Genomic DNA, 24,443 nt, shown 5'->3' on the forward strand with positions numbered 1-24,443 from the left:
TTCTCCGGGTTCGGCAGTTCTAACTTACGCATCATGCCGCATCGGCAGGACAGCTTTTCATCACGCGGCCTGAAGGTCTGGCTTGAGTTGGGTCGCTGGCGGGTGTCCTGGATGCTGGATAAGCTCTCGGCTCTTCCTTCGGACGTTCCTGCCGATGCGGCCATTGCTGCACACGTTGTCCACCCTCTTCCTGCTCGCATCGGCGCTGGCGGCGCAGGCGGCCGAACCCGACCGCCGCATCGCCATCACCATCGATGACCTGCCTTGGCAGCGCATGGACAAGACGCCGACGGCCGAGCTGCCGGTGCGCCACGCGCAGTTGATGGCGCAGCTGAAGCAGGCCGGCGTGCCGGTGGTGGGTTTCGTCAACGAGGGCAAGCTGGAGATCGACGGCCGGGTGCAGTCCGCGCGCGTGGCGATGTTGCGCGACTGGCTCGACGGTGGCTTCGAACTCGGCAACCACACGCGCGGTCATGTCGACCTGCATGCCGTGGGGTTGCCCGCATTCCAGCAGGATGTGCTCGATGGCGAGCGCGTGCTGCGCCCGCTGCTCGCGACGCGCGGACAGGTGCCGCGCTGGTTCCGCCATCCCTACCTGCGCGCCGGACGCACGCCGGAAGACCGCGCTGCGTTGTCCGCGTTCCTCGGTGAACACGGCTACCGCATCGCGCCGGTCACCGTCGACAACGGCGAATGGGTCTGGGCGTTCGCCTATGCGAACGTGCTCGACGGCCAGCCCGACACGCCCGAGCGCGCGGCCACGCTCGAGCGCCTGCGCCGCGGCTACCTTCCGTACATGCTCAACAAGGTCGACTACTACGAACGGCAATCGCAGGCCTTGCTCGGCTATGCGCTGCCCCAGGTCTGGCTGTTGCATGCGAACGAGCTGAACGCCGTCGCTTACGCCGACCTGGTCGCCTGCGTACAGCGCCGCGGCTACCGCGTGATCACCCTGGACGAGGCGATGCGCGACCCGGCCTACGCGCGCGGCGAGGACGGCTACAACGGCCGCTACGGCCCCAGCTGGCTGCACCGCTGGGCGATGGCGGAGAAGAAGCCGAAAGACTTCTACGCCAGCGAGCCCGTGGTACCAGGCTGGGTGCTGCAGTTGGCAGGCGTGGACGCGGAGTAGCTGGCCCGCGGCGCGCGGTTTTCCCGTTCTCCGCTATGGACAGGGTAGGCCGGACCGCATGCCAGGCAGGGGCACGACGTGATCGAGCCGGAGGCGTGCATGCAGAAGAAAGTGGACCTCTCGATCTGCCTGGGGCATCTGGTGGAAGTCGTGATCGAACGGCCCGACGAGCAGCAGCCCTGGTCGCTGGCGGTGCGCGTGCGCGAGGCGCAGGGCAGCGCCTGGAGCGCGCCTTGGCACGATGGCGAACACCACTACTTCACCTGCCATGACGCGTTGGCCGCGGGCAAGCGGCAAGCGGTGCGGATGATCGGCGTAGCGGACGCGCCCGATCCCGGTTGATGGTGCTTGGCGAGCGGGCGATGGTCAGGCGGTGAAGTCGAGCACGATGCGGCCTTCGATCCGGCCGGCGTGCATGCGCGCGAACACGTCGTTGATGTTTTCCAGGCGATCTGTCGCCACCGTCGCGGCCACCTTGCCCATGGCGGCGAATGCCAACGCCTCCTGCAGGTCCAGCCGCGTGCCGACGATCGAGCCGCGCACCGTGATGCCGTTGAGCACCATGCCGAAGATGTCCAGCGGAAACTGCCCTGGCGGCAGGCCGTTGAGCGACACCGTGCCGCCGCGGCGGACCATGCCGATGGCCTGCTCGAACGCTTTCGGCGAGACCGCGGTCACCAGCGCTCCGTGCGCGCCTCCGATCTCGTTCTTCAGGTACGCCACCGGATCGGTGGTTTTGGCGTTGACGGCGACGGTCGCACCCAGGCGGCGCGCGAGGTCAAGCTTGCCATCGTCCACATCGACGGCCGCCACGTTCAGACCCATCGCCCTCGCGTACTGCACGGCCATGTGGCCGAGCCCGCCGACACCGGAGATCACGACCCAGTCGCCAGGCTTCGTGTCGGTGACTTTCAACCCCTTGTAGACGGTCACGCCGGCGCAGAGGACGGGCGCGATGTCGACGAAGCCCACGTTGTCGGGCAAGTGGCCCACGTAACCTGCATTGGCGAGCGCGTATTCCGCGAACCCGCCGTTGACCGAATAGCCCGTGTTCTGCTGCGTCTCGCACAGCGTTTCCCAGCCGCCCAGGCAGTGCTCGCAATAGCCGCAAGCCGAGTAGAGCCACGGGACGCCCACGCGGTCGCCTTCCTTCACGTGGCTGACGCCGGCGCCTACCGCCACGACGTGGCCGACGCCCTCGTGGCCGGGGATGAACGGTGGGTTGGGCTTCACCGGCCAGTCGCCTTCGGCGGCGTGCAGATCGGTGTGGCAAACGCCGCAGGCTTCGATCTTGACCAGGATGTCGCCGGCCGCAGGCCGAGGCACGGGGACTTCCTCGATCACCAGCGGCTTGCCGAACGCCCGCACGACGGCGGCTTTCATGGTGCTGTCCATTCGCTGCTCCTGCAGAGGCCCGACGAGTCTCCACCGTACGCCGAGGCCGACGCGGACACCTTGATTCCGATCAATCCAAAACCCGGCCACGCCACCGCCCGTCGGACCGCCGGTACCCGGCCACGCCGGCGGGCGAGTAGGCATCAGCGGCAGCACGCGGTACCGTCGCCTCGGCGCTGCGCCCAACCCCGGAGTCCCGATGCCTGAGAAAAAATCCGCCACGCCCGCCGACGTGGACGCATTCCTCGCTGCGCTCGCGCATCCGCAGGACGCCACCGTCCGGCGCCTGCGTGCCGCCATCCGGGCCGCCGATCCGCGCATCGGCGAGGACATCAAGTGGAACGCGCCCAGCTTCCACGTCGACGGCCGGCACTTCGCCACGATGCAGCTGCGGCGCGCGGACAGCGTGCTGCTGGTGCTGCACCTGGGCGCGGGCAAGCGCGCGCTGGCCAAAGACGCGATCGACGATCCGCAGGGACTGCTGACGTGGCTGGGCGCCGATCGCGCAACGCTCTCCTTCGCGGGCCCGGCAGAGGTGGACGCACGTGCGAAGGCACTGCAGGCTGTATTGAACCAGTGGATGACGCACGTCTGAGCCGCAACCTCCCTGCCCGATCGGCCGGCAGGGACGAACGACACACGCGCCACCCCTGGGCGCCGGCGACAATGCCGTCCGGGTCCCGAGGGAGAGACGGATGAAACACGCGATCATTGCCATCGTGCTGGCCTTGCTGCCGCTGGCGGCACAGGCGGAGGAGAAATGCCCCGATCGCTCGGCGTATGCACCGGCGCGCGAGATCATCGCCGACCTCGGCCGGATCGTCGCGCCCGACGGCGTGCAGGAAGACTATGCGGTCGAGATCGGCGGCATCCGCCAGTGGGTGAACGTGCGCGGCCAGGATCGCGACAACCCGATGGTGCTGTTCGTGCATGGCGGCCCGGCGTCGCCGGTCATCCCGACGCTGTGGCAGTTCCAGCGACCGCTGGAGGAGTACTTCACCGTCGTGAACTACGACCAGCGCGGCGCGGGCAAGACGCTGACGCTGAACCCCGAAGCCGCCGTGGCCGACACGCTGCACATCCAGCGCTACGTGGAGGACGCGATCGCGCTCGCCGAGTACCTGCGCACGCGCTACCACAAGCGCAAGCTGGTGCTGATGGGGCACAGTTGGGGCACCGTGGTGGCGATGCATGCGGCGCTGAAGCGACCGGATCTCTTCCATGCCTACGTCGGCATCGGCCAGGTGATCAATGTGCGCACCAACGAGCAGGTCAGCTTCGACTATGGCCTGCGCGTGGCGCGCGAGCGCGGCAACACCGATGCGGTGCGCGAGATGGAGTCGATCGCACCGTACCCCGGCGACCAGCCGATCACCCGCGAGCGCATCGTCATCGCACGCAAGTGGCCGCAGTTCTACGGCGGCCTGACCGCGTACCGCGACAGCTCGACCTACTTCTTCCAAGGCCCGCGCCTGTCGCCGGACTACGACGACGCGGCACGCTGCGCGATCAACGCCGGAAGCGTATTGACCCTGGGACGATTGCTGGACGAATTCCTGCAGGTCGACTTTACCGGCGTGAAGCGCTTCCCGATCCCGGTGGTGATGTTCATGGGCCGGCATGACTACACCACGCCCTCCGAGCCGACGGCCGCGTGGCTGGCGCAGGTGCAGGCGCCGTACAAGCGCGGCGTGTGGTTCGAGCACTCGGCCCACATGATGCCGTGGGAAGAGCCGGGCAAGACCCTGGTCAGCCTGCTCGAGCACGTGCGTCCGCGCGTCGTGGCCGCCGAGGCGCGCGAAGCGGGGAAGGCGACCCCATGAAGCAGCGCGCGTAATGGCCTCTGGGGCGCAGAATTCTGCGCCGAAATAGTGGATAGTGCGCCGCAGTATCCGGACCGCGCCGCTGCCGCACCCGCATGACCGATCCTGCCCCGCCTGCCGGCGCTGCCCCGCGTCCCCCCTCGCTGAGACGACAGTTCGCACGTGCAGTGGTGCTGGCGGCCCTGCTGCCGGCGGCGGTGCTCGGCATCGTCGAGCAGGTGCGCTCCTACCGGGCCGAGCAGCGCCACCTGGGCGAGCGGCTGGAAGTGAGCACGATGCTCAGCGCCATGGCGGTCAATGATTTCGTCGACACGCACCAGGCCGGCGTCGCCCTGGTGGCCTCGATGAGCGGCAAGGACACCGACTGGCCGGCGCAGTTGGGCGAACTGCGCCGGCGCTATCCCAGCTTCAGCAGCGTGCTGGTGACCGACGCCCTGGGTAATGTGCAGGCGTCCCAGCCGGTGCCGCCCCGTGCACCGGCCATCAACGTGGCGGACCGCGAGTATTTCCGGGCGCCCCGCGATACCGGTTCGCCGTTCGTGTCCGATGCCTTCCGCGGCCGTCGCCTCAGCAGCGATCCGCTCGTGGCCGTATCGGCCCCTTGGCAGGTCGACGGCGCCTTCGCGGGGGTGGTCCAGGGCTCGATCCGCGTCGATGCCTTCACCGGTCCGCGTGTCAGCGCCATGCGCCGCCGCGGCGTGGAGATGCTGCTGCTCGACCGCCAAATGCGCGTGATCCGCGCGACCGAGGGCCTTCAATACCGCTTCCAGCAGCCGTTGGCGGGTACGCCGTTGCTGGCCGGTGCCGGGCAAGGCGCGCGCGAGACCGAGTCGCGCAGGCTGCATGGCGTGATGGCTGACGGGCGCGCGGCCTGGGTCTCGCAGGCGAAGCTCACGTCGGGCTGGACGCTCGTGCTGGTGGTGCCGGACGACATGCTGGTGAGCACGGTGCGCAACCGCGCGCTGGCCACGGCAGGCCTGCTGGTGCTGATCATTGCGGGCGTATGGTTCGCCTACGCTTGGCAGATGCGACGGCTGGACAGCGCGCTCGCGCAGCTGTCCGACGCGCTGCATGCGCTGGCGGTGCACCGCCGTCCCAGCGCGACGGCGCCGCTGCCGGAGGAGTTCGAACCGGTGGGCCGCGCCGTCGGCGAACTCGCCGCGCAGCTGGAAGTCGCGCACGAGGACCTGCAACGTTCGCTCGGCGACCAGAGCGCCCTGGCGTTGTCCTTGCAGCGCACGCTGGAACGGCGCGAGCAGGAGATCGACCGCCGCACCGCCGAACTGCGCCAGGCCAATGCCGAACTGGACCGGCTCAACCGCACCGATCCGCTCACCGGCTGCCTCAACCGCCGTGGCCTGCAGCACAAGCTGTCCCTGGTGAGCGACGAAGCCGGCCAGCTCACCGTGGACATGACCGTCATCGCCATCGATGTGGACCACTTCAAGGCCTACAACGACCGCTACGGCCACGCAGCCGGCGACAGTGCGTTGCGACGCGTCGCCGGCGTGGTGGGCGGCCTGCTCCGACATCCGCAGGACGCGGTGGCGCGGATGGGCGGCGAGGAGTTCCTGGTGGTGTTGCCGGATGCCGATGCCGCGGTGTCCGCGCGCGTGGCCGAGCGCGTCCGCGCGGCCGTGCATGCGCTGGGCATTCCGCACGAAGACTCGCCATGGGGCGTGGTGACCGTCAGCATCGGGTGGATACGCACCGCGCCCGGCGAAGACTACGCCCAGGCGTTCCTGATCGCCGACGAAGCTCTGTACCGCGCCAAGCATGCCGGTCGCAACCGGGTGGAAACCGAGGCCTAGCCGGGGCGTTTCACGTCGCCGGCCGCGGCCCTACCAGTTTCAGGAAGGCCTCGTGCTGGTAGCGGCTCATGCGGAGTTGCTGGCCGGTGTCCAGCGTGATGACGTGGTGGCCGTTGAACCACGGCTGGATGTCGCGGATCCGCCTTACGTTGACGATGGCCGAGCGGTGCACGCGGGCGAAGTGGCGCGGATCCAGCCGCGCCGCCAGCCCGGCCATGGTCTCGCGCAACTCATGCACGCGGCCGGCCAGGTGCAGCAGCACCGTATTGCCGTTGGCGCGGACCCAGACGATGTCGTCCACGTCCACCAGCACGACCTTCTCGTCTTCGCGCACAGGGATGCGGGTGGCGTAGTCGTCGCGCTGGCGCAGCGTTTCCAACGTTTGCAGGATGCGCGAGGTGGCATCGGCATCGGCGCCCGCGTGGATGGCCAGCCGCTGGCGTGCACGCCTCAGCGTCTCCTGGAAGCGCTCACGACTGAACGGTTTCACCAGGTAATCCACCGCATGCGCTTCGAACGCGCGCACGGCGTACTGCTCGTACGCCGTGACGAAGATGGTGGCGGGCATGCGCGCGGCCCCGATCGTGGCGACGACATCCAGGCCGGTGATCGCCGGCATCTGGATGTCGAGAAACACCAGGTCCGGCGACAGCGCGCGGATGGCCTCGACGGCGGACACGCCGTCGCCGCACTCGCCAACGATCTCTAGATCGTCCGCGTCGCGCAGCTGGCGGACGACCGCATGCCGCGCGATCGGCTCGTCGTCGACCACCAGCACGCGCAGGCTCATGCCGGCACGTGCTCCGGCGCGTCGTCGTCCTGCGCGAGTTCGCGGAACGGCACGCGCAAGCGGCAGGCGACGCCGCGCGGCACCATCGCGTCCAGGCGCAGGTCGGCGTTGTCGCCATACAGCTCGCGCAAACGAAGTCGCGTGTTGGCCATGCCGATACCGTGCCCGCCATCGCTGGGCTGGCCCAGCGTGCTGTTGCCGTTGCGCACTTCGATCCGCAGTTGCCCGCCCTCGCGGCGGCAGTCGACCTCGATGCGGTCTTCGCCGACATTGCGGCCGATGCCGTGGCGGATCGCGTTCTCGACGAGGGGTTGCAAGACCAGGCTGGGTACGGCGGCATCGAGCGCATCGGGCGCCACGTAGATGCGCGTCTCCAGGCGATCCTTGAAACGCCGTCGCTGGATGCCGAGGTAGAGCTCCAGCAGTTCCAGTTCGCGTCGCAGCGAGATTTCCTGGCCGTCGTAGTCCTCGAGGAATGCACGCAGCAGCTCGCTGAGCTTCAGCAACATGTCCTCGGCCGACAGCGTGTCTTCGTCCAGCAGGGTTACGATAGCGTGCAGCGTGTTGAACAGGAAATGGGGTTGCAGCTGGGTCTTCAGCACCTGAAGGCGCGACTGCGCCAGTTCGGTGGCGAGCTGACTGGCCTCCAGCTCGCGCCGGGCCTTCTCGGCGTGGAACTGGATGGCCTGCTGGATGGCGAACAGCAGCCAGTACGTCAGCAGGCCGATGGCGAAGTGCTGCTCCAGGAAATACCCCAGCTGTTCGACGAAGCCGCTGGGTTCGAACAAGGTGGAGACCAAGGCGCCGATCATCATCGCGACGAAGGTCGTGCACAGGCTGGCCACCAGCTGCTTGCCCAGCCCGCTCAAGCGCGTCGCGTCGCGTATCGGATAGCGTTCGGCCAGACGGAACACGACCGGCGCCAGCGCGGCCCACGTGTACCACTGGATCAGCGACCAGCGGATCAGGTCCCACAGCGGCCAGCTGGGCGAGTCCAGTCCGTTGTTGAGTTTCGCCTGCAGGGTGAACAGCAGCGCGACGGCCGTCCAAAGGCCCAGATAGCGGAACAGGCCGATGTCGAGGGTGCCCAGTCGAATCGTCATGCGTGGCGTCCCGGAGAGTGGGGGCATCCTAGGCCGGGGTCCCGCGCGGGGGAAGCGTTACGCCCGCATGGCTACGATTCGGCCCGGCGCAACGACGATTCATCCCGGATCCGTTGCCCGGCATGGCGCGGGTGGCGCGTGATGCGGCCATCCGCCAGGCCCGCGTGGCTTCCGGCGGATCCTCGTCCCCACGGAGATTCGCCATGCGCTTCCTGTCGATCTGTGTCGTTCTGCTTGCCGCACTGTCGCCGGTCGCCCACGTCCGGGCCGCGGAGCCTGCGCGCGTGCATTACCTGGACATCGTCAACCGTGCCCACGAACGGCTGGTCGCGATGTCGGCCGCGCCGGTCGGCGGCGCACCGGTGCCCGTCGTGCTCGGCGAAGACCTGCACGGCGGCGGCAACGGCGTCACCGTGCGCTTGCCGGTGCAGGGCTGCGTGCAGGACCTGAGGCTGGAGTTCCGCAACGGCCAGCAGGTGCTGTATCCGGCGGTGGACGTCTGCGCCCATCGCGGGCTCACCATCCAGCCGGGCCACGCGCGCCGCATGAGCGCGGCCGAACTGGAGAAGCAGCAGCGCGTCGCGCGCGGCGATTGAGCGCGGTCAGCGCACCACGCTGAGCCGGCGCGGCGGATGCTCGTCGCGCTGGAACAGCACGCGCTCGGGACGGTGCAGGGCGAAGCCCTGGCCGTAGTCCACGCCCAGCGAGCGCAGCGCGTCGCACAGCTGCGGGCTGCTGACCCACTCGGCCACGACCTTCAAGCCGCGCTGGTGGCCGATCTGGGCGATGGCGCTGACGATGGTGCGGCTCATCGGTTCGGTCTCGAGATCGCGGATGAAGCTGCCGTCGATCTTGATCAGGTCCACCGGCAGGTTCTTCAGGTAGCCGAAGGACGACATGCCGGCGCCGAAATCGTCCAGCGCGATGCGACACCCGGCGCGGCGCAGGCGCTCGATGACGTTGACCACCTTCAACAGGTTGCGCACGGCGACCGTCTCGGTGATCTCGAAGCACAGCGTGTGCGCGGGCACCGCATACTCCGTGATGCGGGCGAGGATGAAGTCCGCCAGCCCCTCGTCCTCGATGCTCGCGCCCGACAGGTTGATCGCGCAGGTCCCGAGCCGCATGCCGGAATGATGCAGGCGGCCGAAGTTCGCCAGCGCGTTGCGGATCACCCAGCGGTCGATGGCGGGCATCAGACCGTAGCGCTCGGCGGCGGAAAGGAAGGCGCCGGGCAGCACCACGCCACCGTCCTCGTCGCGCAGGCGCAACAGCAGCTCGATGGTCGGTGCGGCACCGCTGCCGTCGAGCGGCACGATTTCCTGGTAGTCCAGCAGCAGGCGGTCCTGTTCCACCGCCCAGCGCAGCCGGCTGGCCCATTCCATCTCGCCCTGGCGGCGGGTGGTTTCGTTGTCCTGGCGATAGACGTGGACGCGATTGCGGCCGTTCTCCTTGGCGAGATAACAGGCGGTGTCGGCCCAGGCCAACAGGTCCTTGAGCGTCGGCTCCTGCTGGTCCACGACCACCACGCCGATGCTGGCGCTGACGGTATAGGTGCGGTCCTGCCAGACGAACATCAGCGCCTCGATGCACTCGCGCAGGCGTTCGGCTAGCGCCTGCGCGCCCTCGGCATCCACGTGGAAGGCCATCAGGCCGAACTCGTCGCCGCCCAGGCGTGCGAGCACGTCGCCGCCGCGCAGCTGTTGGCGCATCGCCAGCGCGAGCTGCGCGAGCAACTGGTCGCCGGCCATATGGCCGGACACATCGTTGATCAGCTTGAACTGGTCCAGGTCGATATAGAGCAGCGCGCAAGGATCGGTCTGCACGCGGCCCTTGCGCTCGTGCAGGGCCTCTTCGACCCGCCGCTCGAACTCGCGCCGGTTGCACAGTTCGGTGAGCGCATCGTGGGTGGCCTGGTAACTCAGGCGCTCGGTCAGCTCGCGCTGCTCGGAGATGTCGGTGGCGACCATCAGCAGGTGCGCCTGCCCGTCCATGTCGACCTGCGCGATCGACGCGCTGGCCCAGAACGCGTCGCCGCCTGGACTCAGCAGCACCGCCTCCAGGTTGCCCCAATCGTTGCCGATGGCATCGGCGTCGCGTGCGCGGTGCTGCAACTGCGGGTCGGAGAACAGCGCTGACAGCGGCAACCCCGTGGGGTCGCCCAGGCGCAGGCGGGCGGCCTGATTGGCGTAGACGATGCGGCCGTCGCGCGCATCGGCCAGCAGCACCAGGGCGGGCAGCAGTTCGTTGAGCGTGCGGAAACGCAGTTCGCTCTCGCGGTAACGCGCGCTCATCTGCGCACCGAGGGCGACGGCGCGGCGCCGGGTGGTGGTCAGCGACCACACCAGCGCGGACAGCAGCAGGCTGATGACGCCGCCGCCGACGAGGATCGCCTGCAGGCGTCCCAGATCCAGCGGCTGTGGACGCGGCAGCAGTTCCACCCGCCACTGGCGGCCCCCGAAATCGAGGCGGCGCACCTGCGTGGGCCGTCCCGGTTCCGCAGCGGTGCCCGAGTCGTAGAACGGTTGCGCATCCGCGGTGGCATCGCTGATGCGCACCCGGAAACCGTCCAGCACCGGGCCGGCGAGCGCGCCCTCCACCATTGGTTGCAGGCGGATGCCGATGGCCAGCGCGCCAAGTTCGCGCGCGCGGCGCTGGTTGGGCGTGGTTGGCGTGGGGCCGTGCGAGTACACCGGCAGGCGCAGCGTCACGCCCAACGGGTTGTGTCCGGCTGGCGTGGTCTGGCGCAGCGCGAAGGGCGCCGAGACCACGACCGTATCGGTGTCGCGCGCCTGAAGCAGGGCGGTGAGGTTCGCCTTCTGGGTGACCATGTCGAAGCCGATCAGCGCGGTGTTCGGTTCGTACGGCGCGACGTAGACGTAGCGGTAGGACACATGGTCAGCCAACGGCTGTCCGGCCGGTTCGCGGCGGGCGAACGCGATCGACGTGTACGACCCCGGTTGCAGCGGACTGCGCAGGCTGGTGTGGTATTGGCTGAAGCGCGCCTGGTCCATCTGGTCGTTCGAGAGGAACACCGTCTGCATCGCGCGCAGCATCGACGCGGCCTGCTCCAGCGGCACGCGCAGGCGGGCCAGCCCGGCATCGGCGAGCGCGCTGCGATGTTCTTCGGCGCGGTCCTGCAGGTCGTCCCATTCGCGATGCGCGACGAATGCCGTGCACAGCAGCCCCGCCAACAGCACGGCCGCCGCCCAGGCCATCGGCGGCAGGCCGAGGCGGCGGTCGGTCGTCCCCGGTGCCGCCGTATGGGCGTGCCCGGGGGGCGTGGCAGTGGCTTCCACCAGCAGCGTTCCTGCGTTGAAGGGGGCGGCCATCCAGGGCGATGCCGATCCCGGGAAGGATGCAGGCATCGTGCCAATCCGCCGATCGGTCGAAAGCACGGACTTCCGGGCCCTGCCGGGAAGCCGGTCCTTCACCGGACGAAAGTCGGATGGACCGTATGGGTCACTATCGGCCCTGCCTGCGTCAACTTGACTCGGGCGAGCGCGGTGGCGGGCTTGCGTAAACGTGCTTACGCGAGCGGCTGGATCGGCGAGGGGCGGGCCATGCGCCTCCGCGTGCTCACCGCTCGCGCAGGGCCGCGCGACGCGGGTTCCAGCGTGCCCAGCGCTCGCTCCAAGAGCGCGAGGTCCTGGAGAGCCCCGAGTCGGTCGACCAGCGTGGCGATGTCGCGCGATGCGGGCGTTGCGCCGCGCGTGGCCACGCGCAGCCGCTTCATCGCGTTCAGCTGCATGCGCAGGCGCCGCGACTTGCGCCGCAGGTCGTGGAGCGTGTCGAGGTCGCCGCTTGCCAGCGCAACCTCCTGGACGCGTTGCTGACGGCGCAGCGAACGGTCAACGCCCTGGCGCAGGTCATTGGCATGGAGGCGATGCCACGGCAACGCCCTCAGTTGCTCGGCCAGGCGGTGCGCCTGGGCCTGCCGCCGCACGAAGCCCGGATCGTCGGCGAGCGCCGCCGCCACCCGATGCGCCTGCTGGTCGGCAAGCAGGGGCGTCAGCGTTTCCCAACTCGCCGTCTCGCCGGCGTCGCCTGCATGACGCGCGCATGCCTGCGCCGTCTCCAGCACCACCTGCCCGTCGCGCAGGGCCGACAAGCCCTTCGCCAGCCCCTGCAGTTCGTCGTCGATCGCCCGTACCTCGGCCTTGCCGAGCGGGGCGCGCACGAGGGCGAGCAGCGAGCGGAGGCGGCGGATGCTCTTGCGGGCCTCGTGGATGCCGGCCGGCATCGCCGGCGCCTCGCCGAGCGCCCCGGCCAGGACCTGGATCTCGTCGGCGGCGAGTGCGGCGACGCGCTTGCCGGTGCGGGATGGGGAGGCTCCGGGCATGACACGCTCCGGGGAGAGGAATCGAGAGTCTACGGCGTACCGGCGCGTGCACCGTGGCGACATCGCTGAACGGACGGCCGTTTGTCGGAGCGTGCGCGCTTGGCGCAGGCCCCCGTAAACGGTATAAATGATTTATACGATTTCTGGGGGCGACATGGCAAAGCAGCGCAAGTCCCGCGAGGCAGAACCGATGGCGCCCGCCGGCAAACCCGCGAAGCTGGTCCGCGACAGCTTCACCATGCCGGCCGACGATTTCGCGCTGGTGGAGGTGATGAAGGCGCGCGCGCTGCAGGCCCAGCGTCCCGCGAAGAAAAGCGAACTGCTGCGCGCGGGATTGCACGCGCTGGCCGGGCTGTCGCCGCAGGCCCTTGCCAGGGCACTGGATGCGCTGGCGCCGGTCAAGGCCGGACGCCCGAAGAAGAAGTAGACGCCGCGCCTGCGCGGCGAAACCGAACCGTTATACGCAGGCGCCCGTGGCGCGTGCGGTTTCCCCGTCCCGGATATATCGCCGATGAACGTTGCCGCTGTCTTCCGCCGCCCGCCCGTGGCGATCCTGTTGTCCCTGCTGTTGCTGGCGCCGATGCTGGTGGCCTGGTCGCACGTGCGTCTGCGCGGCGATGCCGTCGCCGAGGCGCCGGCGGACTACCGCGTGCAGGATCTGGACTGGGTGGATCGGGCGCGTGGGCGCGCGGTGCCGGTGAAACTGTTCTGGCCGGCGTCGGCGCGCACCGGGAAGGTGCCGTTGGTGGTGTTCTCGCACGGCATTGGCAGCGCACGCGACGGTTACACCTACCTCGGGCGCTACTGGGCGAAGCACGGCATCGCCAGTCTCCACGTGCAGCATGTGGGCAGCGACCGCACGCTGTGGGAAGGCAATCCCTTCGGCCTGGTGTCGCGCTTCCAGCATGCGGCAGGCGACGCCGAAGCCCTCGAGCGCGTGCACGACCAGCGCTTCGCGCTGGATCGGGTGCTGGCGGGCGAATGGGGCGCGCACATCGACCGCGCGCGCATCGTCGCGGCCGGGCATTCCTACGGCGCCAATACCACGCTGATGTCGGCCGGCGCGCGCGTGGTGCGCCACGGCCACGCGATCCAGCTGCGCGATCCGCGCATCAGCGCGGCGATCGTGATCTCTGCGCCGCCGTTCTACGGCGACGAGGACTTCCGGCCGATCCTGTCCGGCATCCGCATCCCCACGCTGCACGTCACCACCGCCGACGACATCATCCGCATCCCTGGCTTCGGCTCGGGCGTGGAGGATCGGCTCAAGGTATTCGACGCCATCGGCGGCCCGGCCAAGGTGTTGGCGGTCTATCGGCATGGCACCCACAACGTGTTCACCGACCATCGCTACTTCGACTCGCGCGATGTCAGCGAGCAGGTCAAGCAGGCGACCGAGTCCCTCTCGCTCGCCTTCATCGACAGCGTGTACGGCCGCTCGCCGGCCGAACTCGCGCAGTGGCGGGCCGGCCACCGCGCGCTGCTGACGCGCTACGAAGCGCGCTGAATCAGCTCGCCGACCACACGGCCAATTCGTAGCCGTCGGGATCGGTGAACTGGAAACGGCGGCCGCCAGGGAAGGCGAAGATCGGTTGGATGATGCGTCCCCCTGCGGCTTCGACCTTCGCCAGGCTGTCTTCCAGCGCCGTCGAATACAGCACGACCAGCGCGCCGCCGGGTTGTGGCGTGCCGTGGGCGAAACCGCCGGTCAAGCGACCATCGCGGAATTCGCAGTAGTCCGGGCCATAGTCCTGGAAGGTCCAGCCGAACGCATCGCCATAGAAGGCTTTCGACCCGGCGATGGAGGTGACGTTGAACTCGATGTAGTCGATGCGGTGGTGGTGTTCGGCGGCGCTCATGATGGTCTGGCAAGTCTCAGCGTTCGGAATGCCCGCTCTCATCGTAATCGCGGCGCTCGAACAGGTGGGGCTGGATCAGTTCGATGAAGGCGCGCGCCTGCGGCGACAGGAACTTGCCCTTGCGCACCACCACGCCATAGCTGCGCGACGGAAACCATTGCGCCAGCGAGCGCGCGGCGAGCCGGTCGCGGTCGGCGTCGGTCAGGCAGATCGACGCGATGATCGAGATGCCCATGCCCATGCTGACGTACTGCTTGATCACTTCCCAACCACCCACCTCCAGCGCGACGGTGTACGGCACGCGGGCCTGCTGGAACACCAGATCGACCAGGCGGTAGGTGATCAGCCGTTTCGGCGGCAGGATCAGGCCGTAAGGCGAGAGGTCTTCCAGCCGCAGGTCGCGCTTCTTCGCCAGCGGATGGTCCGGCGGGGTGATCAGCATCGGCTCGAAGCGGTAGACCGGCGCGTAGCTGAGGTCGGCCGGCACGTCGAGCACGGAGCCCACCGCCAGGTCCACGGCGTCCGAGCGCAGCAGGTCGGTACCGTCCGCGGTCGCGGCGTTGTGCAGGGTGAGCCGGACCTCCGGATGTTCCTGGCGGAAGTGCTCCACGATCTTCGGCAGCAGGTAGAGGATGGTGGAACTGTTGGCGGCCACGTTCAGTTCGCCGGCTTCCAGCCCGCTGACCTTCTCGCGGAAGGTCGCCTCCAGCCCGTCCAGGCCCGCCACCAGCGGCTGGGCCAGTTCGAACAGCAGCTGGCCCTCGCGGCTGGGCGCCAAGCGGCGGCCGCTGCGCTCGAAGAGGGTCACCCCCAGCTCCCGTTCCAGGGCCTGCAGCTGCAGGGTGATGGCCGGCTGGCTGACGAAAAGCGCCTCCGCGGCCCGCGACACCGACCCCAAACGCACCGTCTGGCAGAAGGCCCGGAGGGGCTTCAGCCGGTCGGATTTGTAAGGAAATCGAGGAGTTGGCGCTTCTTTAGAGCCCACGTTCTACTCAAATATAAGCTAAACTTATTTAATGCATTGACAAAACTGTTTTGTCAAATAATTCGATGGGGGAGCACTGTGCGGTTCCAGCAAGACGCCAGGAGACCCCATGTCCGCCACTGCTTTCGCCCTGCCGCCGCGGGATGCGCGCGCCGACCGTCCTACCCCCGGCATCGCCCTGACCGCCAACCTGGCGGGCCAGGATGCCCTGCTGACGCCGGGCGTTTTGGCGCTGCTCGTCTCGCTGCATCGTGCGATCGAACCGGAGCGCCAGGCCCGGCTGGCGGCGCGTCGCGAACGCCAGGCCTTCTTCGATGCCGGCGGACTGCCCGACTTCCGCGCCGACACCCGCGCGATCCGCGAGGGCGACTGGGCCGTCGCCCCGGTGCCGGCCGCCCTGCAGGACCGCCGCGTCGAGATCACCGGCCCGGTCGACCCGAAGATGGTCATCAACGCGCTGAACTCGGGCGCGAAGGTGTTCATGGCCGACTTCGAGGATTCCACCTCGCCGACCTGGCAGAACCTGCTGACCGGCCAGCGCGCGCTGATCGGTGCCGTGCAGGGCGACTTGACCTTCACCTCCGACGCCGGCAAGCACTACGCGCTGAAGCCGCAGAACGAGCAGGCCGTGCTGCTGGTCCGCCCGCGCGGCTGGCACCTGGACGAGAAGCACGTGCTGATCGACGGCGCGCCGATCGCCGGCGGGCTGTTCGACGTGGCCGTGTTCGCCTGGCACAACGCCCGCGCGCTGCAGGCCCGCGACCGCGGCCCGTACTTCTACCTGCCCAAGCTGCAGAACATGGAAGAGGCCGCACTGTGGGAGACCGCGCTGTCGCACATGGAGGCCGCGCTGGGCCTGCCGCACGGGCAGATGAAGGTGACCGTGCTGATCGAGACGCTGCCGGCCGTGTTCGAGATGCACGAGATCCTGCACGCGCTGCGCGACCGCATCGTCGGTCTGAACTGCGGCCGCTGGGACTACATTTTTTCCTACCTGAAGACCTTCCGCCGCCACGCCGACAAGGTGCTGCCGGAGCGCGGCCAGGTGACGATGACGCAGCCGTTCCTGAAGGCCTACTCGGAACTGCTGATCCAGACCTGCCACCGCCGCGGCGCGCATGCGATGGGCGGCATGGCGGCGCAGATCCCGATCAGCAACGACGAGGCCGCCAACGAACAGGCACTGGCCCGCGTGCGCGCCGACAAGCTGCGCGAAGTCACCGCCGGCCATGACGGCACGTGGGTCGCGCATCCGGCGCTGATCCCGGTGGCGAAGACGATCTTCGACGAGCACATGCCGCAGCCCAACCAGCGCAGCGTGCAACGCGAGGACGTGGCGGTGACGCGCGATGACCTGATCCGTCCGTCCACCGGCACCATCACGCGCGCCGGCTTCGAAGGCAACGTGGAAGTCTGCGTGCGCTACCTGGCCGCATGGCTGGATGGCAATGGTTGCGTGCCGATCCATTGGCTGATGGAAGACGCCGCCACCGCCGAGATTTCGCGCACGCAGATCTGGCAGTGGCTGCACACCGCCGACGTGCACCTGTGCGACGGCACCCAGATCGACTACGCGCTGCTGCAGCGCACGCTGGCCGCGCTGCCGGCGAAGCTGGGCGATCACGCGCGGCTGCCTGGCGGTGAACGCATTTCCGAAGCCATCGCCCTGCTCGACCACCTGAGCCGCGCCGACGAACTGGTCGATTTCCTGACCTTGCCCGCCTACGACCGCATCGATTGAAGGCCGGGATTCGGGAATGGGGATTCGGGATTCGTAGAGCCCGCCCCGTCACGTCCGCCCACGCATTCGCATCGAACTGAAGTACCCCCATCACGGAGTATCGCCATGAGCACCAAGCAACAGCAGATCGACGCCATCCAGAAAGACTGGGACAGCAATCCGCGCTGGACCGGCGTGAAGCGCGACTACGCCGCCGCGGACGTCGTCCGCCTGCGCGGCAGCCTGCAGCCGGAATACACCCTGGCCCGCCGCGGCGCCGAGAAGCTGTGGAAGCTCGTCAACGGCGAAGCGAAGAAGGGTTACGTCAACGCGTTCGGCGCGATCAGCGCCGGCCAGGCGATGCAGCAGGCCAAGGCTGGCCTGGAAGCCGTCTACCTGTCCGGCTGGCAGGTCGCCGCCGACGGCAACACGTCCGAGACGATGTATCCGGACCAGTCGCTGTACGCGTACGACTCGGTGCCGACGATGGTCCGCCGCATCAACAACACCTTCCAGCGCGCCGACGAGATCCAATGGAAGAACATCTGCGATGGCAAGGCGAACGAAGCGGACGCGATCGACTTCTTCCTGCCGATCGTCGCCGATGGCGAGGCCGGCTTCGGCGGCGTGCTGAACGCCTACGAGCTGATGAAGAACATGATCGTCGCCGGTGCCGCGGGCGTGCACTTCGAAGACCAGTTGGCCGCGGTGAAGAAGTGCGGCCACATGGGTGGCAAGGTGCTGGTGCCCACGCAGGAAGCCGTGCAGAAGTTGCAGGCCGCGCGCCTGGCCGCCGACGTGCTGGGCGTGCCGACCATCGTGCTGGCACGCACCGACGCCGAAGCCGCGAACCTGCTGACCTCGGACTTCGACGCCAACGACCAGCCGTTCGTCACCGGCCAGCGCACCAGCGAAGGCTTCTACCGGGTCAGGAACGGTCTGGAACAGGCGATCAGCCGCGGCGTCGCCTACGCGCCGTACGCCGATCTGGTGTGGTGCGAGACCGGCACGCCGGACATCGGCTTCGCCCGCGAGTTCGCGCAGGCGGTGCATGCCAAGCACCCGGGCAAGCTGCTGTCCTACAACTGCTCGCCCAGCTTCAACTGGAAGAAGAACCTGGACGATGCACAGATCGCCCGCTTCCAGGACGAGCTGTCGGCGCTGGGCTACAAGTACCAGTTCATCACCCTGGCCGGCATCCACATCAACTGGTTCAACACCTTCAAGTTCGCCCACGACTACGCGCGCGGTGAAGGCATGAAGCACTACGTCGAGCAGGTGCAGGAAGCCGAGTTCGCTGCACGCGAGAAGGGCTACACCTTCGTGTCCCACCAGCAGGAAGTGGGTGCGGGCTACTTCGACGACGTCACCACGGTCATCCAGGGCGGCAGCTCCAGTGTCACCGCGCTGAAGGGTTCGACCGAGGAAGAGCAGTTCTACGAAAAGGAAAAGGCGGCCTGATCGCTGCTTGAAGGGATGCACCAACAGAAACGCCGGCGAAAGCCGGCGTTTCTTCTTTTCAGTGGTGCAGGCAATGAGCGCGCGCTTACTTCTTTACTTCCTGCGTATGACCCTTCAGCGCCTCGGCCAGGCCCGGCACGCCGTTGGCGCCCGTCGGCACGCTGATGCTCGACCCGGTGAAGTCCTTGCCGATCGGCTCTGCGCGACCGCCCAGGCACTGGGCGAGGAAGCCCTCGGTCACCGCGTTGAACGCCTTGTTGTTCTCTGGCCGCGCGAAGCCATGACCCTCGTCGGGGAACAGCACGTAGGTGACGGGGATGTTCTTCGCCGTCATCGCCTTGACGATTTGGTCGCTCTCGTCCTGCTTCACGCGCGGATCGTTGGCGCCCTGGCCGATCAGCAGCGGCTTCTTGATTTGGTCGGCGCGGGTCAGCGGCGAGCGTTCGGTCAGCCACTTCTTGCCGGCGTCGGTACGCGGGTCGCCCATGCGCTTGGCCAGCTGTTCGAAGAAGCTGGCCCAGTACGGCGGCACGGTGCTCAGCAAGGTGTTGAGGTTGGACGGGCCAACGATGTCCACGCCGCAGGCAAACGCGTCCGGCGTGAACGTCAGGCCGGCCAGCGTGGCGTAGCCGCCGTAGCTGCCGCCCATGATCGCCACCTGGTCCTGCGTGGTGACGCCCTGTTTGACTGCCCACTGCACGGCATCGATCAGGTCGTCGTGCATCTTGCCGGCCCACTCGCCGTTGCCGGCGTTGGTGAAGTCCTTGCCGAAACCGGTGGAGCCGCGGAAGTTGACCGACAGCACTGCGTAGCCGCGGTTGGCCAGCCACTGGTTGTAGCCGCCGTAGCCGTAGGAATCGCGCGCCCACGGCCCGCCGTGCACCAGCAGCACCAGCGGCACCGGCGCGTCGGCCTTGCCGTCGTTGTTCGCATCGGCGCTGCGCGGCAGGGTGAGGTAGCTGACCAGCGTCTTGTTGTCGCGCGAGGCGATCTCCACCGGCCACTGCGGGACCAGCGGCTTGCCTTCCAGCTTCGGACGCGCGGAGAACAGCTTGGTCAACGTGCCGGCCGGGCGGTCGTAGCGGTAATAGACCAGCGGTGCCTCGGCCGCGGAGTAGGCGACGATCCAAGTCTTGTCGTCCAGCGTGCGCGTGTTCACCGACACATCGCCCGGTCCGATCGCCTCCAGCTTCTCCAGGTCGCCGCGGATCGACGGATCCACGATCTTCCACTCGTCGCGCAGCTAATCGACCGACACCGCCTGCACCTTGCCGGTCGCCGGATCCGCGAGGGTACCGCCGACGTCGGCGCGTGCGTCTTCCAGCACCAGCGAGCGCTTGCCGCTGGCCACGTCCACGGCGAATAGCGCCGCCGTGTTGCGGCCGCGCGAGTCGGTGAAATACAGCGTCTTGCCGTCGAGCGTCAGGCCGCCGGGGCTGGTGGTCAGCACGTCCTCGAACGGGATGTCGTCGAACTTCTCCCACGCCCCGTTGGCGCCGCGCTTCAGCACGTCGGCACCGCCATCGGGGCGCGAGCGCTGCGCGTACTTGAGGGTGTAGTCGGCGTCGGCGATGTAGCCGGCGATCTTGGCGTCGTTCTTCTCCAACAGCGTGCGCGCGCCGGTGGAGAGGTCGACCTTGTAGAGGTCGTGCCACTGCGCGTCGCGGTCGTTCATGCCGACCAGGATCGTGCCGGGATGCTTGGGGCTCAGGCCGGCGACCTGGGCGGTGGTCTTCGGGAAGGGCGTCAGGTCCTTCGTCTGGCCCGTCTTCAGGTCCACGGCATACAGATGGAAGTCCTCATCGCCGCCGCTGTCGCGGAGGTACAGCAGCGTGTCGGGGTTGTACGACCAGAAATAGCTGCGGATCCCGCGCGCCTTATCCTGGGTGACGGCCTTGGCCTGCGCAGGATCGTTCGCGGGAGCGACCCACACGTTGAGCACGCCGTCGACGGCGGCGACCCAGCTGAGGTACTTGCCGTCGGGGCTGATCTGCACGTTGGCGCGTTCGGGATTGCCGAACAGCGCGTCGCGCGCGATCAGCTCGGTACCGGCGATGCGATCGGCGGCGGATGGCGCAGCCTGCGCGGCGAGGGCGACCGCGACGGTCGAGGCCAGCAGCGTGAGGCGGAATGCGGTGTGGCGCATGGGCGGACTCCAGGGTGGCAAGGAAGGGGCGGCAGACGGGACGTCTGCCGGCCAGATGTGTGACCCGAGTAGACCACACCCCACCTTCCGTCGCCGTGGCCGGAGGTCATGCTGCGCTGCCGCGATCCAGTCCCCGATAGCCCAGGGCTTCGGTCAGGTGTGGCGTGGCGATCGCCTCATCGCCGGCCAGGTCGGCGATCGTGCGTGCCACGCGCAGGATGCGGTGCAGGCTGCGTGCGGACAGCTGCAGGCGCTCGACGGCGCGCTCCAGCAACGCCTGGTCGCGCGCAGAAAGACGGCAGTGGGCCATCGTCTCGGACTGACCCATCCGCGCATTCGGTTTGCCGCACCGCGCGTGCTGGCGCAGGCGTGCCGCGACGACGCGTGCCTGCACGTCCGCCGTGCGCTCGCCGTCGGGCGCATCCGGCCGCAGGTCCTCGGGCGGCAGGCGAGGCACGTGCACATGCAGGTCGATGCGATCCAGCAGCGGCCCCGAGACGCGGCTGCGATAGCGACGGACCAGATCCGGGCCGCAGCGGCAACGGCCGCTGGCGTCCCCGGCCCAGCCGCACGGGCAAGGGTTCATGGCAGCCACGAGTTGGAAGCGCGCCGGAAATTCCGCCGTGCGCGCGGCGCGGGAGACCGTGACGGTGCCGGACTCCAGCGGTTCGCGCAGCACTTCCAGCGCAGCCCGGCTCCACTCAGGCAGTTCGTCGAGGAAGAGCACGCCGTGGTGGGCCAGCGAAATCTCACCGGGGCGCGGCTGGGCACCACCACCGACCAACGCCACCGCGCTTGCCGTGTGATGCGGAGAACGGTAGGGGCGTTGTCGCCAGCGCGCAGGATCCAGTCCGCGCCCGCTGACCGATGCGATCGCGGCGCTCTCCATCGCTTCCGTATCGGTCGCCTCCGGCAGCAGGCCGGGCAGACGCGATGCCAGCAAGGTCTTGCCGCACCCGGGTGAGCCGATGAGCAGCAGGTGGTGCCCACCGGCGGCGGCGACCTCCAGTGCACGCCGTGCATGGACCTGGCCGCGCACGTCCGCCATGTCGGGAATGGTCGGCGGCAGGGCCGGTGGCGCCACGGCGGCGGGCAGGGTCTTGCGGCCTTCGAGCAGGGCGCAGACTTCCAGCAACGTGCGCGCGGTGAGCGCCTTGCCTTGGTGGGCGAGCGCGGCTTCGGCACCACTGGGATCGGGCACGACCAGGGTGCGACCGCTGGCGGCGACGGCCAACGCAGCCGGCAAAACGCCATCCACCGCGCGCAACTCGCCGGTGAGGCTTAGCTCGCCCAGAAATTCGTACTCGGCCAAGGCTTCGCGCCGGATCTGTCCGCTGGCGGCCAGGATGCCCAGTGCGATGGGCAGGTCGAACCGGCCGCCGTCCTTGGGCAGGTCGGCTGGCGCAAGATTGACGGTGATGCGGCGGGCCGGAAACTCGAACTGCGCGCAGAGGATGGCGGCGCGCACGCGATCGCGCGCCTCGCGCACGGCCGCTTCTGGCAGGCCGACGATCTGGGTGGACGGCAGGCCACCGGACAGGTGCACTTCCACCCGTACCGGAGGCGCGGACACACCCGCCCGTGCCCGGCTATGCACCAGGGCCAAACTCATGGCGGCGGGGCTCAGGACTGGGCGGGCTTGTCGGCTAGCTGGGCTTCCAGCGTGGCGACGGTGCGTTCCAGGGTTTCCAACTTCTCGCGGGTACGCAGCAGCACGGCCTGCTGTACGTCGAACTCCTCGCGCGTCACCAAATCCAGCTTGGCAAGGCCGGCCTGCAGGGCCGACTTGAAGGTCTGCTGCAGCTCTTCCTGCGACTCGCGCAGTCCGGGCGGCACGAGCTGGCTGAGGCGGCGGGCGAGGTCGTCGATGTGGTTGAGGTCGATCATGGCGGTCTCCGGCAGTACACCGAGCTTGCGAGCACCGCAGGCGGCAGGCCATCGGCGTTCGCTGCGCGGCATTGTCGGAAATATCCGAGCGGCGAGGCCCCATTGAACCGCGAGACGCCCCCGTGCCGCAACCGCGCGGGCGCGCGTCGCGTTATCCTGCAGGCAGCGCCGACGGGAGGAAGCTGCATGAAAATGGTCATGGCCATCATCAAGCCGTTCAAGCTGGACGATGTGCGCGAAGCACTGGCCGACGCTGGGATCGCCGGCATCACGGTCACCGAAGTGAAGGGCTTCGGGCGACAGAAGGGCCATACCGAGCTCTATCGCGGCGCCGAGTACGTCGTGGATTTCCTGCCCAAGGTGAAGCTGGAAGTTGCCGTCACCGATGACCAGGCGGAGCAGGTGGTCGAAGCCATCGTGAAGGCCGCCGGCACCGGCAAGATCGGCGACGGCAAGGTGTTCGTCTACGACCTGGAGCGGGTTGTGCGGATACGGACGGGCGAACTGGATGCGGATGCGCTGTGAAAACGGAGTCCCCGAGATGACGCAGCTCCGCGAGTTCGACGGCCGCCTGGCAAAAGCACTGGTCTGGCTCGGGGAGTCCGGCATCCGACGCGGCACTTATGCGCCGCCGATGTTCCGGTTGTTGTGGAAGGCGGGCGTCCGGGTGCCGCCACCCCACATGAATGGGTTCGCCGTGAATGCCTTCGTGATGGGCGGGTTCTTTGCCACCTTCTGGGGCTTGATCATGTGGTTGGCGCTCTGGTCGTGGCAGGGCAAGCCTTTCGCTGCGGTGGTCGCCACATCGCTGAGCGCGGGCACACTGTTCGGCCTGATCACGGCTGCCTACCTGGTGGCGCAGGCGCGCCACTATCAAGTGCCTCGCTGGCTAACGTTCACTGCGGACTGAAGCTGTAGAGGCCAAAGAAAAGCCCCGCATCGCGGGGCTTTCTTCTTCTCTGGCGGCAGGTCGCTTACTCACCCAGCGCCTTCGCCACGAACGGCGGTGCCACCAGCACGCCCGTATGCAGGTGCGCGGTGTAATACAGCGTGTCGAACGGCTTGGCGGCGGCGTCGGCCTGGCGGAAGGCGAAGTCAAAACCGGCGTGCTTGCTGGCAAGCGTCACGCTCCACCAGCCGGTGGGGTAGCACGGCTGCGGGAACGGCAGCGTCTTGAACGACTGGAAGCCCGCCTTGCCCATCTCGGCGCGCATGTCCTTGATCAGGTCCAGGAGTGCCAGCGGCGATTCGGACTGCTGCACCAGCAGGCCGTCCGGCTTCAGCGCGCGATAGCAACTCTCGAAAAACGCCTTGTTGAACAGGCCTTCCGCCGGGCCGACCGGATCGGTCGAGTCGACGATGACCACGTCGACGCTTCCGGGCTCGCAGTTGGCCATGTACGCCACACCGTCGTCGAACAGGAGTTCGGCGCGCGGGTCGTTGTTGGACTCGCACAGCTCGGGGAAATACTTCTCCGCCATGCGCGTGACCTGTTCGTCGATGTCGCACTGCGTGGCCTTCTCCACGCCCGGGTGCTTCAGCACCTCGCGCAGGGTGCCGCAGTCGCCACCGCCGATGATCACCACGCGCTTCGGCGCGGCGTGGGTGAACAACACCGGATGGCTGATCATCTCGTGGTAGAAGAAGTTGTCGCGCGTGGTCAGCATCATCGCGCCGTCGATCACCATCAACTTGCCCCAATCGGTGCTGTCGTAGATCTCGATCTTCTGGAACGGCGACTGCACCTCGTCCAGCTTGCCGGTGGTGCGGAAGCCGATGGCCGAGCCGGTGTGGTCGAAGTGTTCGATGAACCAGGTGTCGTTGGCGGTCATGTGGCGGTCCTGCGGATGAAGGATGGAGTCTGTTCCCTTCTCCCCTCGGGAGAAGGTGGCGCGCAGCGCCGGATGAGGGTGTGGCGAGTGCAGCGATGCCCGCGTGATCTGGACTTCGCCGAACCCTCACCCCAACCCCTCTCCCGGCGGGAGAGGG

22 protein-coding genes and 1 pseudogene are annotated in these 24,443 nt (G+C 68.3%); 12 read left to right on the forward strand and 11 right to left on the reverse strand.

All coding sequences use genetic code 11. The annotated features are described in order from the left end of the window. Positions 1-154: 154 nt before the first annotated feature. Both AC23D6_RS01455 and AC23D6_RS01460 read left to right on the forward strand, forming a co-directional pair. A complete protein-coding gene (locus tag AC23D6_RS01455) occupies positions 155-1,132 on the forward strand; it encodes a polysaccharide deacetylase family protein (protein ID WP_487751080.1) in 978 nt (325 codons plus the stop codon). A gap of 99 nt (positions 1,133-1,231) precedes the next feature. Then, entirely contained in the window at positions 1,232-1,474 is a 243-nt protein-coding gene (locus AC23D6_RS01460) for a hypothetical protein (protein WP_487751081.1), read from the forward strand. A 24-nt stretch (positions 1,475-1,498) separates the two neighbouring features. On the opposite strand, the gene adhP is transcribed toward AC23D6_RS01460, so the two are convergent. Then, a complete protein-coding gene (gene adhP, locus AC23D6_RS01465) occupies positions 1,499-2,527 on the reverse strand; it encodes an alcohol dehydrogenase AdhP (protein WP_487751082.1) in 1,029 nt (342 codons plus the stop codon). A 199-nt stretch (positions 2,528-2,726) separates the two neighbouring features. Between adhP and AC23D6_RS01470 the strand changes: the two genes are divergently transcribed. From AC23D6_RS01470 to AC23D6_RS01480, 3 genes are all read left to right on the forward strand, one after another. After that, a complete protein-coding gene (locus AC23D6_RS01470; RefSeq protein ID WP_487751083.1) occupies positions 2,727-3,122 on the forward strand; it encodes a DUF1801 domain-containing protein in 396 nt (131 codons plus the stop codon). 100 nt (positions 3,123-3,222) lie between these two features. Then, a complete protein-coding gene (locus AC23D6_RS01475) occupies positions 3,223-4,350 on the forward strand; it encodes an alpha/beta fold hydrolase (RefSeq protein WP_487751084.1) in 1,128 nt (375 codons plus the stop codon). 95 nt (positions 4,351-4,445) lie between these two features. Beyond that, positions 4,446-6,161, forward strand: coding sequence for a sensor domain-containing diguanylate cyclase (locus tag AC23D6_RS01480; RefSeq protein ID WP_487751085.1), 1,716 nt, complete (start codon positions 4,446-4,448; stop codon positions 6,159-6,161). 10 nt (positions 6,162-6,171) lie between these two features. Here the strand turns inward: AC23D6_RS01480 and AC23D6_RS01485 are convergent, their stop codons facing one another. Further along, positions 6,172-6,951, reverse strand: coding sequence for a LytR/AlgR family response regulator transcription factor (locus AC23D6_RS01485; RefSeq protein WP_487751086.1), 780 nt, complete (start codon positions 6,949-6,951; stop codon positions 6,172-6,174). Next, complete coding sequence (locus AC23D6_RS01490; protein WP_487751087.1) at positions 6,948-8,054, reverse strand: sensor histidine kinase; 1,107 nt, start codon at positions 8,052-8,054, stop codon at positions 6,948-6,950. The genes AC23D6_RS01485 and AC23D6_RS01490 overlap by 4 nt, the downstream gene beginning before the upstream one ends. 203 nt (positions 8,055-8,257) lie before the next feature. On the opposite strand from AC23D6_RS01490, the gene AC23D6_RS01495 reads away from it, so the two are divergent. Beyond that, a complete protein-coding gene (locus AC23D6_RS01495; RefSeq protein ID WP_487751088.1) occupies positions 8,258-8,650 on the forward strand; it encodes a hypothetical protein in 393 nt (130 codons plus the stop codon). A gap of 6 nt (positions 8,651-8,656) precedes the next feature. Here AC23D6_RS01495 and AC23D6_RS01500 read toward each other — a convergent pair whose 3' ends face one another. Together AC23D6_RS01500 and AC23D6_RS01505 are read right to left on the reverse strand one after the other, a co-directional pair. Beyond that, positions 8,657-11,422 carry a bifunctional diguanylate cyclase/phosphodiesterase gene (locus tag AC23D6_RS01500; RefSeq protein ID WP_487751089.1) on the reverse strand — a complete coding sequence of 922 codons (2,766 nt, stop codon included), beginning with the start codon at positions 11,420-11,422 and terminating at the stop codon, positions 8,657-8,659. A 161-nt stretch (positions 11,423-11,583) separates the two neighbouring features. Next, complete coding sequence (locus AC23D6_RS01505; RefSeq protein ID WP_487751090.1) at positions 11,584-12,396, reverse strand: CHAD domain-containing protein; 813 nt, start codon at positions 12,394-12,396, stop codon at positions 11,584-11,586. Between the two features lie 154 nt (positions 12,397-12,550). On the opposite strand from AC23D6_RS01505, the gene AC23D6_RS01510 reads away from it, so the two are divergent. Together AC23D6_RS01510 and AC23D6_RS01515 are read left to right on the forward strand one after the other, a co-directional pair. Beyond that, positions 12,551-12,823, forward strand: coding sequence for a hypothetical protein (locus AC23D6_RS01510; protein WP_487751091.1), 273 nt, complete (start codon positions 12,551-12,553; stop codon positions 12,821-12,823). 84 nt (positions 12,824-12,907) lie between these two features. Further along, positions 12,908-13,903, forward strand: a complete 996-nt coding sequence (locus AC23D6_RS01515; protein WP_487751092.1) for an alpha/beta hydrolase family protein — start codon at positions 12,908-12,910, stop codon at positions 13,901-13,903. Position 13,904: 1 nt separating this feature from the next. Here the strand turns inward: AC23D6_RS01515 and AC23D6_RS01520 are convergent, their stop codons facing one another. Then, positions 13,905-14,255 (reverse strand): VOC family protein, encoded by a 351-nt coding sequence (locus tag AC23D6_RS01520; RefSeq protein WP_487751093.1) that lies wholly within the window; start codon positions 14,253-14,255, stop codon positions 13,905-13,907. Between the two features lie 16 nt (positions 14,256-14,271). Beyond that, positions 14,272-15,240, reverse strand: a complete 969-nt coding sequence (locus tag AC23D6_RS01525; RefSeq protein ID WP_487751094.1) for a LysR family transcriptional regulator — start codon at positions 15,238-15,240, stop codon at positions 14,272-14,274. Positions 15,241-15,349: 109 nt separating this feature from the next. Between AC23D6_RS01525 and aceB the strand changes: the two genes are divergently transcribed. Further along, positions 15,350-16,981: a malate synthase A gene (gene aceB / locus AC23D6_RS01530; protein WP_487751095.1), complete on the forward strand. Its 1,632-nt coding sequence runs from the start codon at positions 15,350-15,352 to the stop codon at positions 16,979-16,981. A gap of 105 nt (positions 16,982-17,086) precedes the next feature. Continuing rightward, the gene (gene aceA / locus AC23D6_RS01535; protein WP_487751096.1) at positions 17,087-18,421 is read left to right on the forward strand and encodes an isocitrate lyase; all 1,335 of its coding nucleotides are present in this window, start codon (positions 17,087-17,089) and stop codon (positions 18,419-18,421) included. A gap of 85 nt (positions 18,422-18,506) precedes the next feature. On the opposite strand, the pseudogene AC23D6_RS01540 reads toward aceA, so the two are convergent. The 3 genes and pseudogenes from AC23D6_RS01540 to ubiK all read right to left on the reverse strand — a co-directional run bounded on the left by AC23D6_RS01540 (position 18,507) and on the right by ubiK (position 22,454). Then, positions 18,507-20,567, reverse strand: a pseudogene (locus AC23D6_RS01540) (S9 family peptidase). Between the two features lie 106 nt (positions 20,568-20,673). Further along, positions 20,674-22,179, reverse strand: coding sequence for a YifB family Mg chelatase-like AAA ATPase (locus tag AC23D6_RS01545; protein WP_487751097.1), 1,506 nt, complete (start codon positions 22,177-22,179; stop codon positions 20,674-20,676). An 11-nt stretch (positions 22,180-22,190) separates the two neighbouring features. After that, on the reverse strand, positions 22,191-22,454 hold the full coding sequence (ubiK, locus tag AC23D6_RS01550) for a ubiquinone biosynthesis accessory factor UbiK (RefSeq protein ID WP_487751098.1): 264 nt from the start codon (positions 22,452-22,454) through the stop codon (positions 22,191-22,193). A 186-nt stretch (positions 22,455-22,640) separates the two neighbouring features. On the opposite strand from ubiK, the gene AC23D6_RS01555 reads away from it, so the two are divergent. Continuing rightward, positions 22,641-22,979, forward strand: coding sequence for a P-II family nitrogen regulator (locus AC23D6_RS01555; protein ID WP_192199869.1), 339 nt, complete (start codon positions 22,641-22,643; stop codon positions 22,977-22,979). Between the two features lie 16 nt (positions 22,980-22,995). Further along, positions 22,996-23,364, forward strand: coding sequence for a DUF6404 family protein (locus AC23D6_RS01560; protein ID WP_487751099.1), 369 nt, complete (start codon positions 22,996-22,998; stop codon positions 23,362-23,364). A 64-nt stretch (positions 23,365-23,428) separates the two neighbouring features. On the opposite strand, the gene speE is transcribed toward AC23D6_RS01560, so the two are convergent. Then, a complete protein-coding gene (gene speE, locus AC23D6_RS01565) occupies positions 23,429-24,286 on the reverse strand; it encodes a polyamine aminopropyltransferase (RefSeq protein ID WP_487751100.1) in 858 nt (285 codons plus the stop codon). Positions 24,287-24,443 lie beyond the last annotated feature (157 nt).

This window comes from Pseudoxanthomonas sp. G3 (assembly GCF_057654715.1).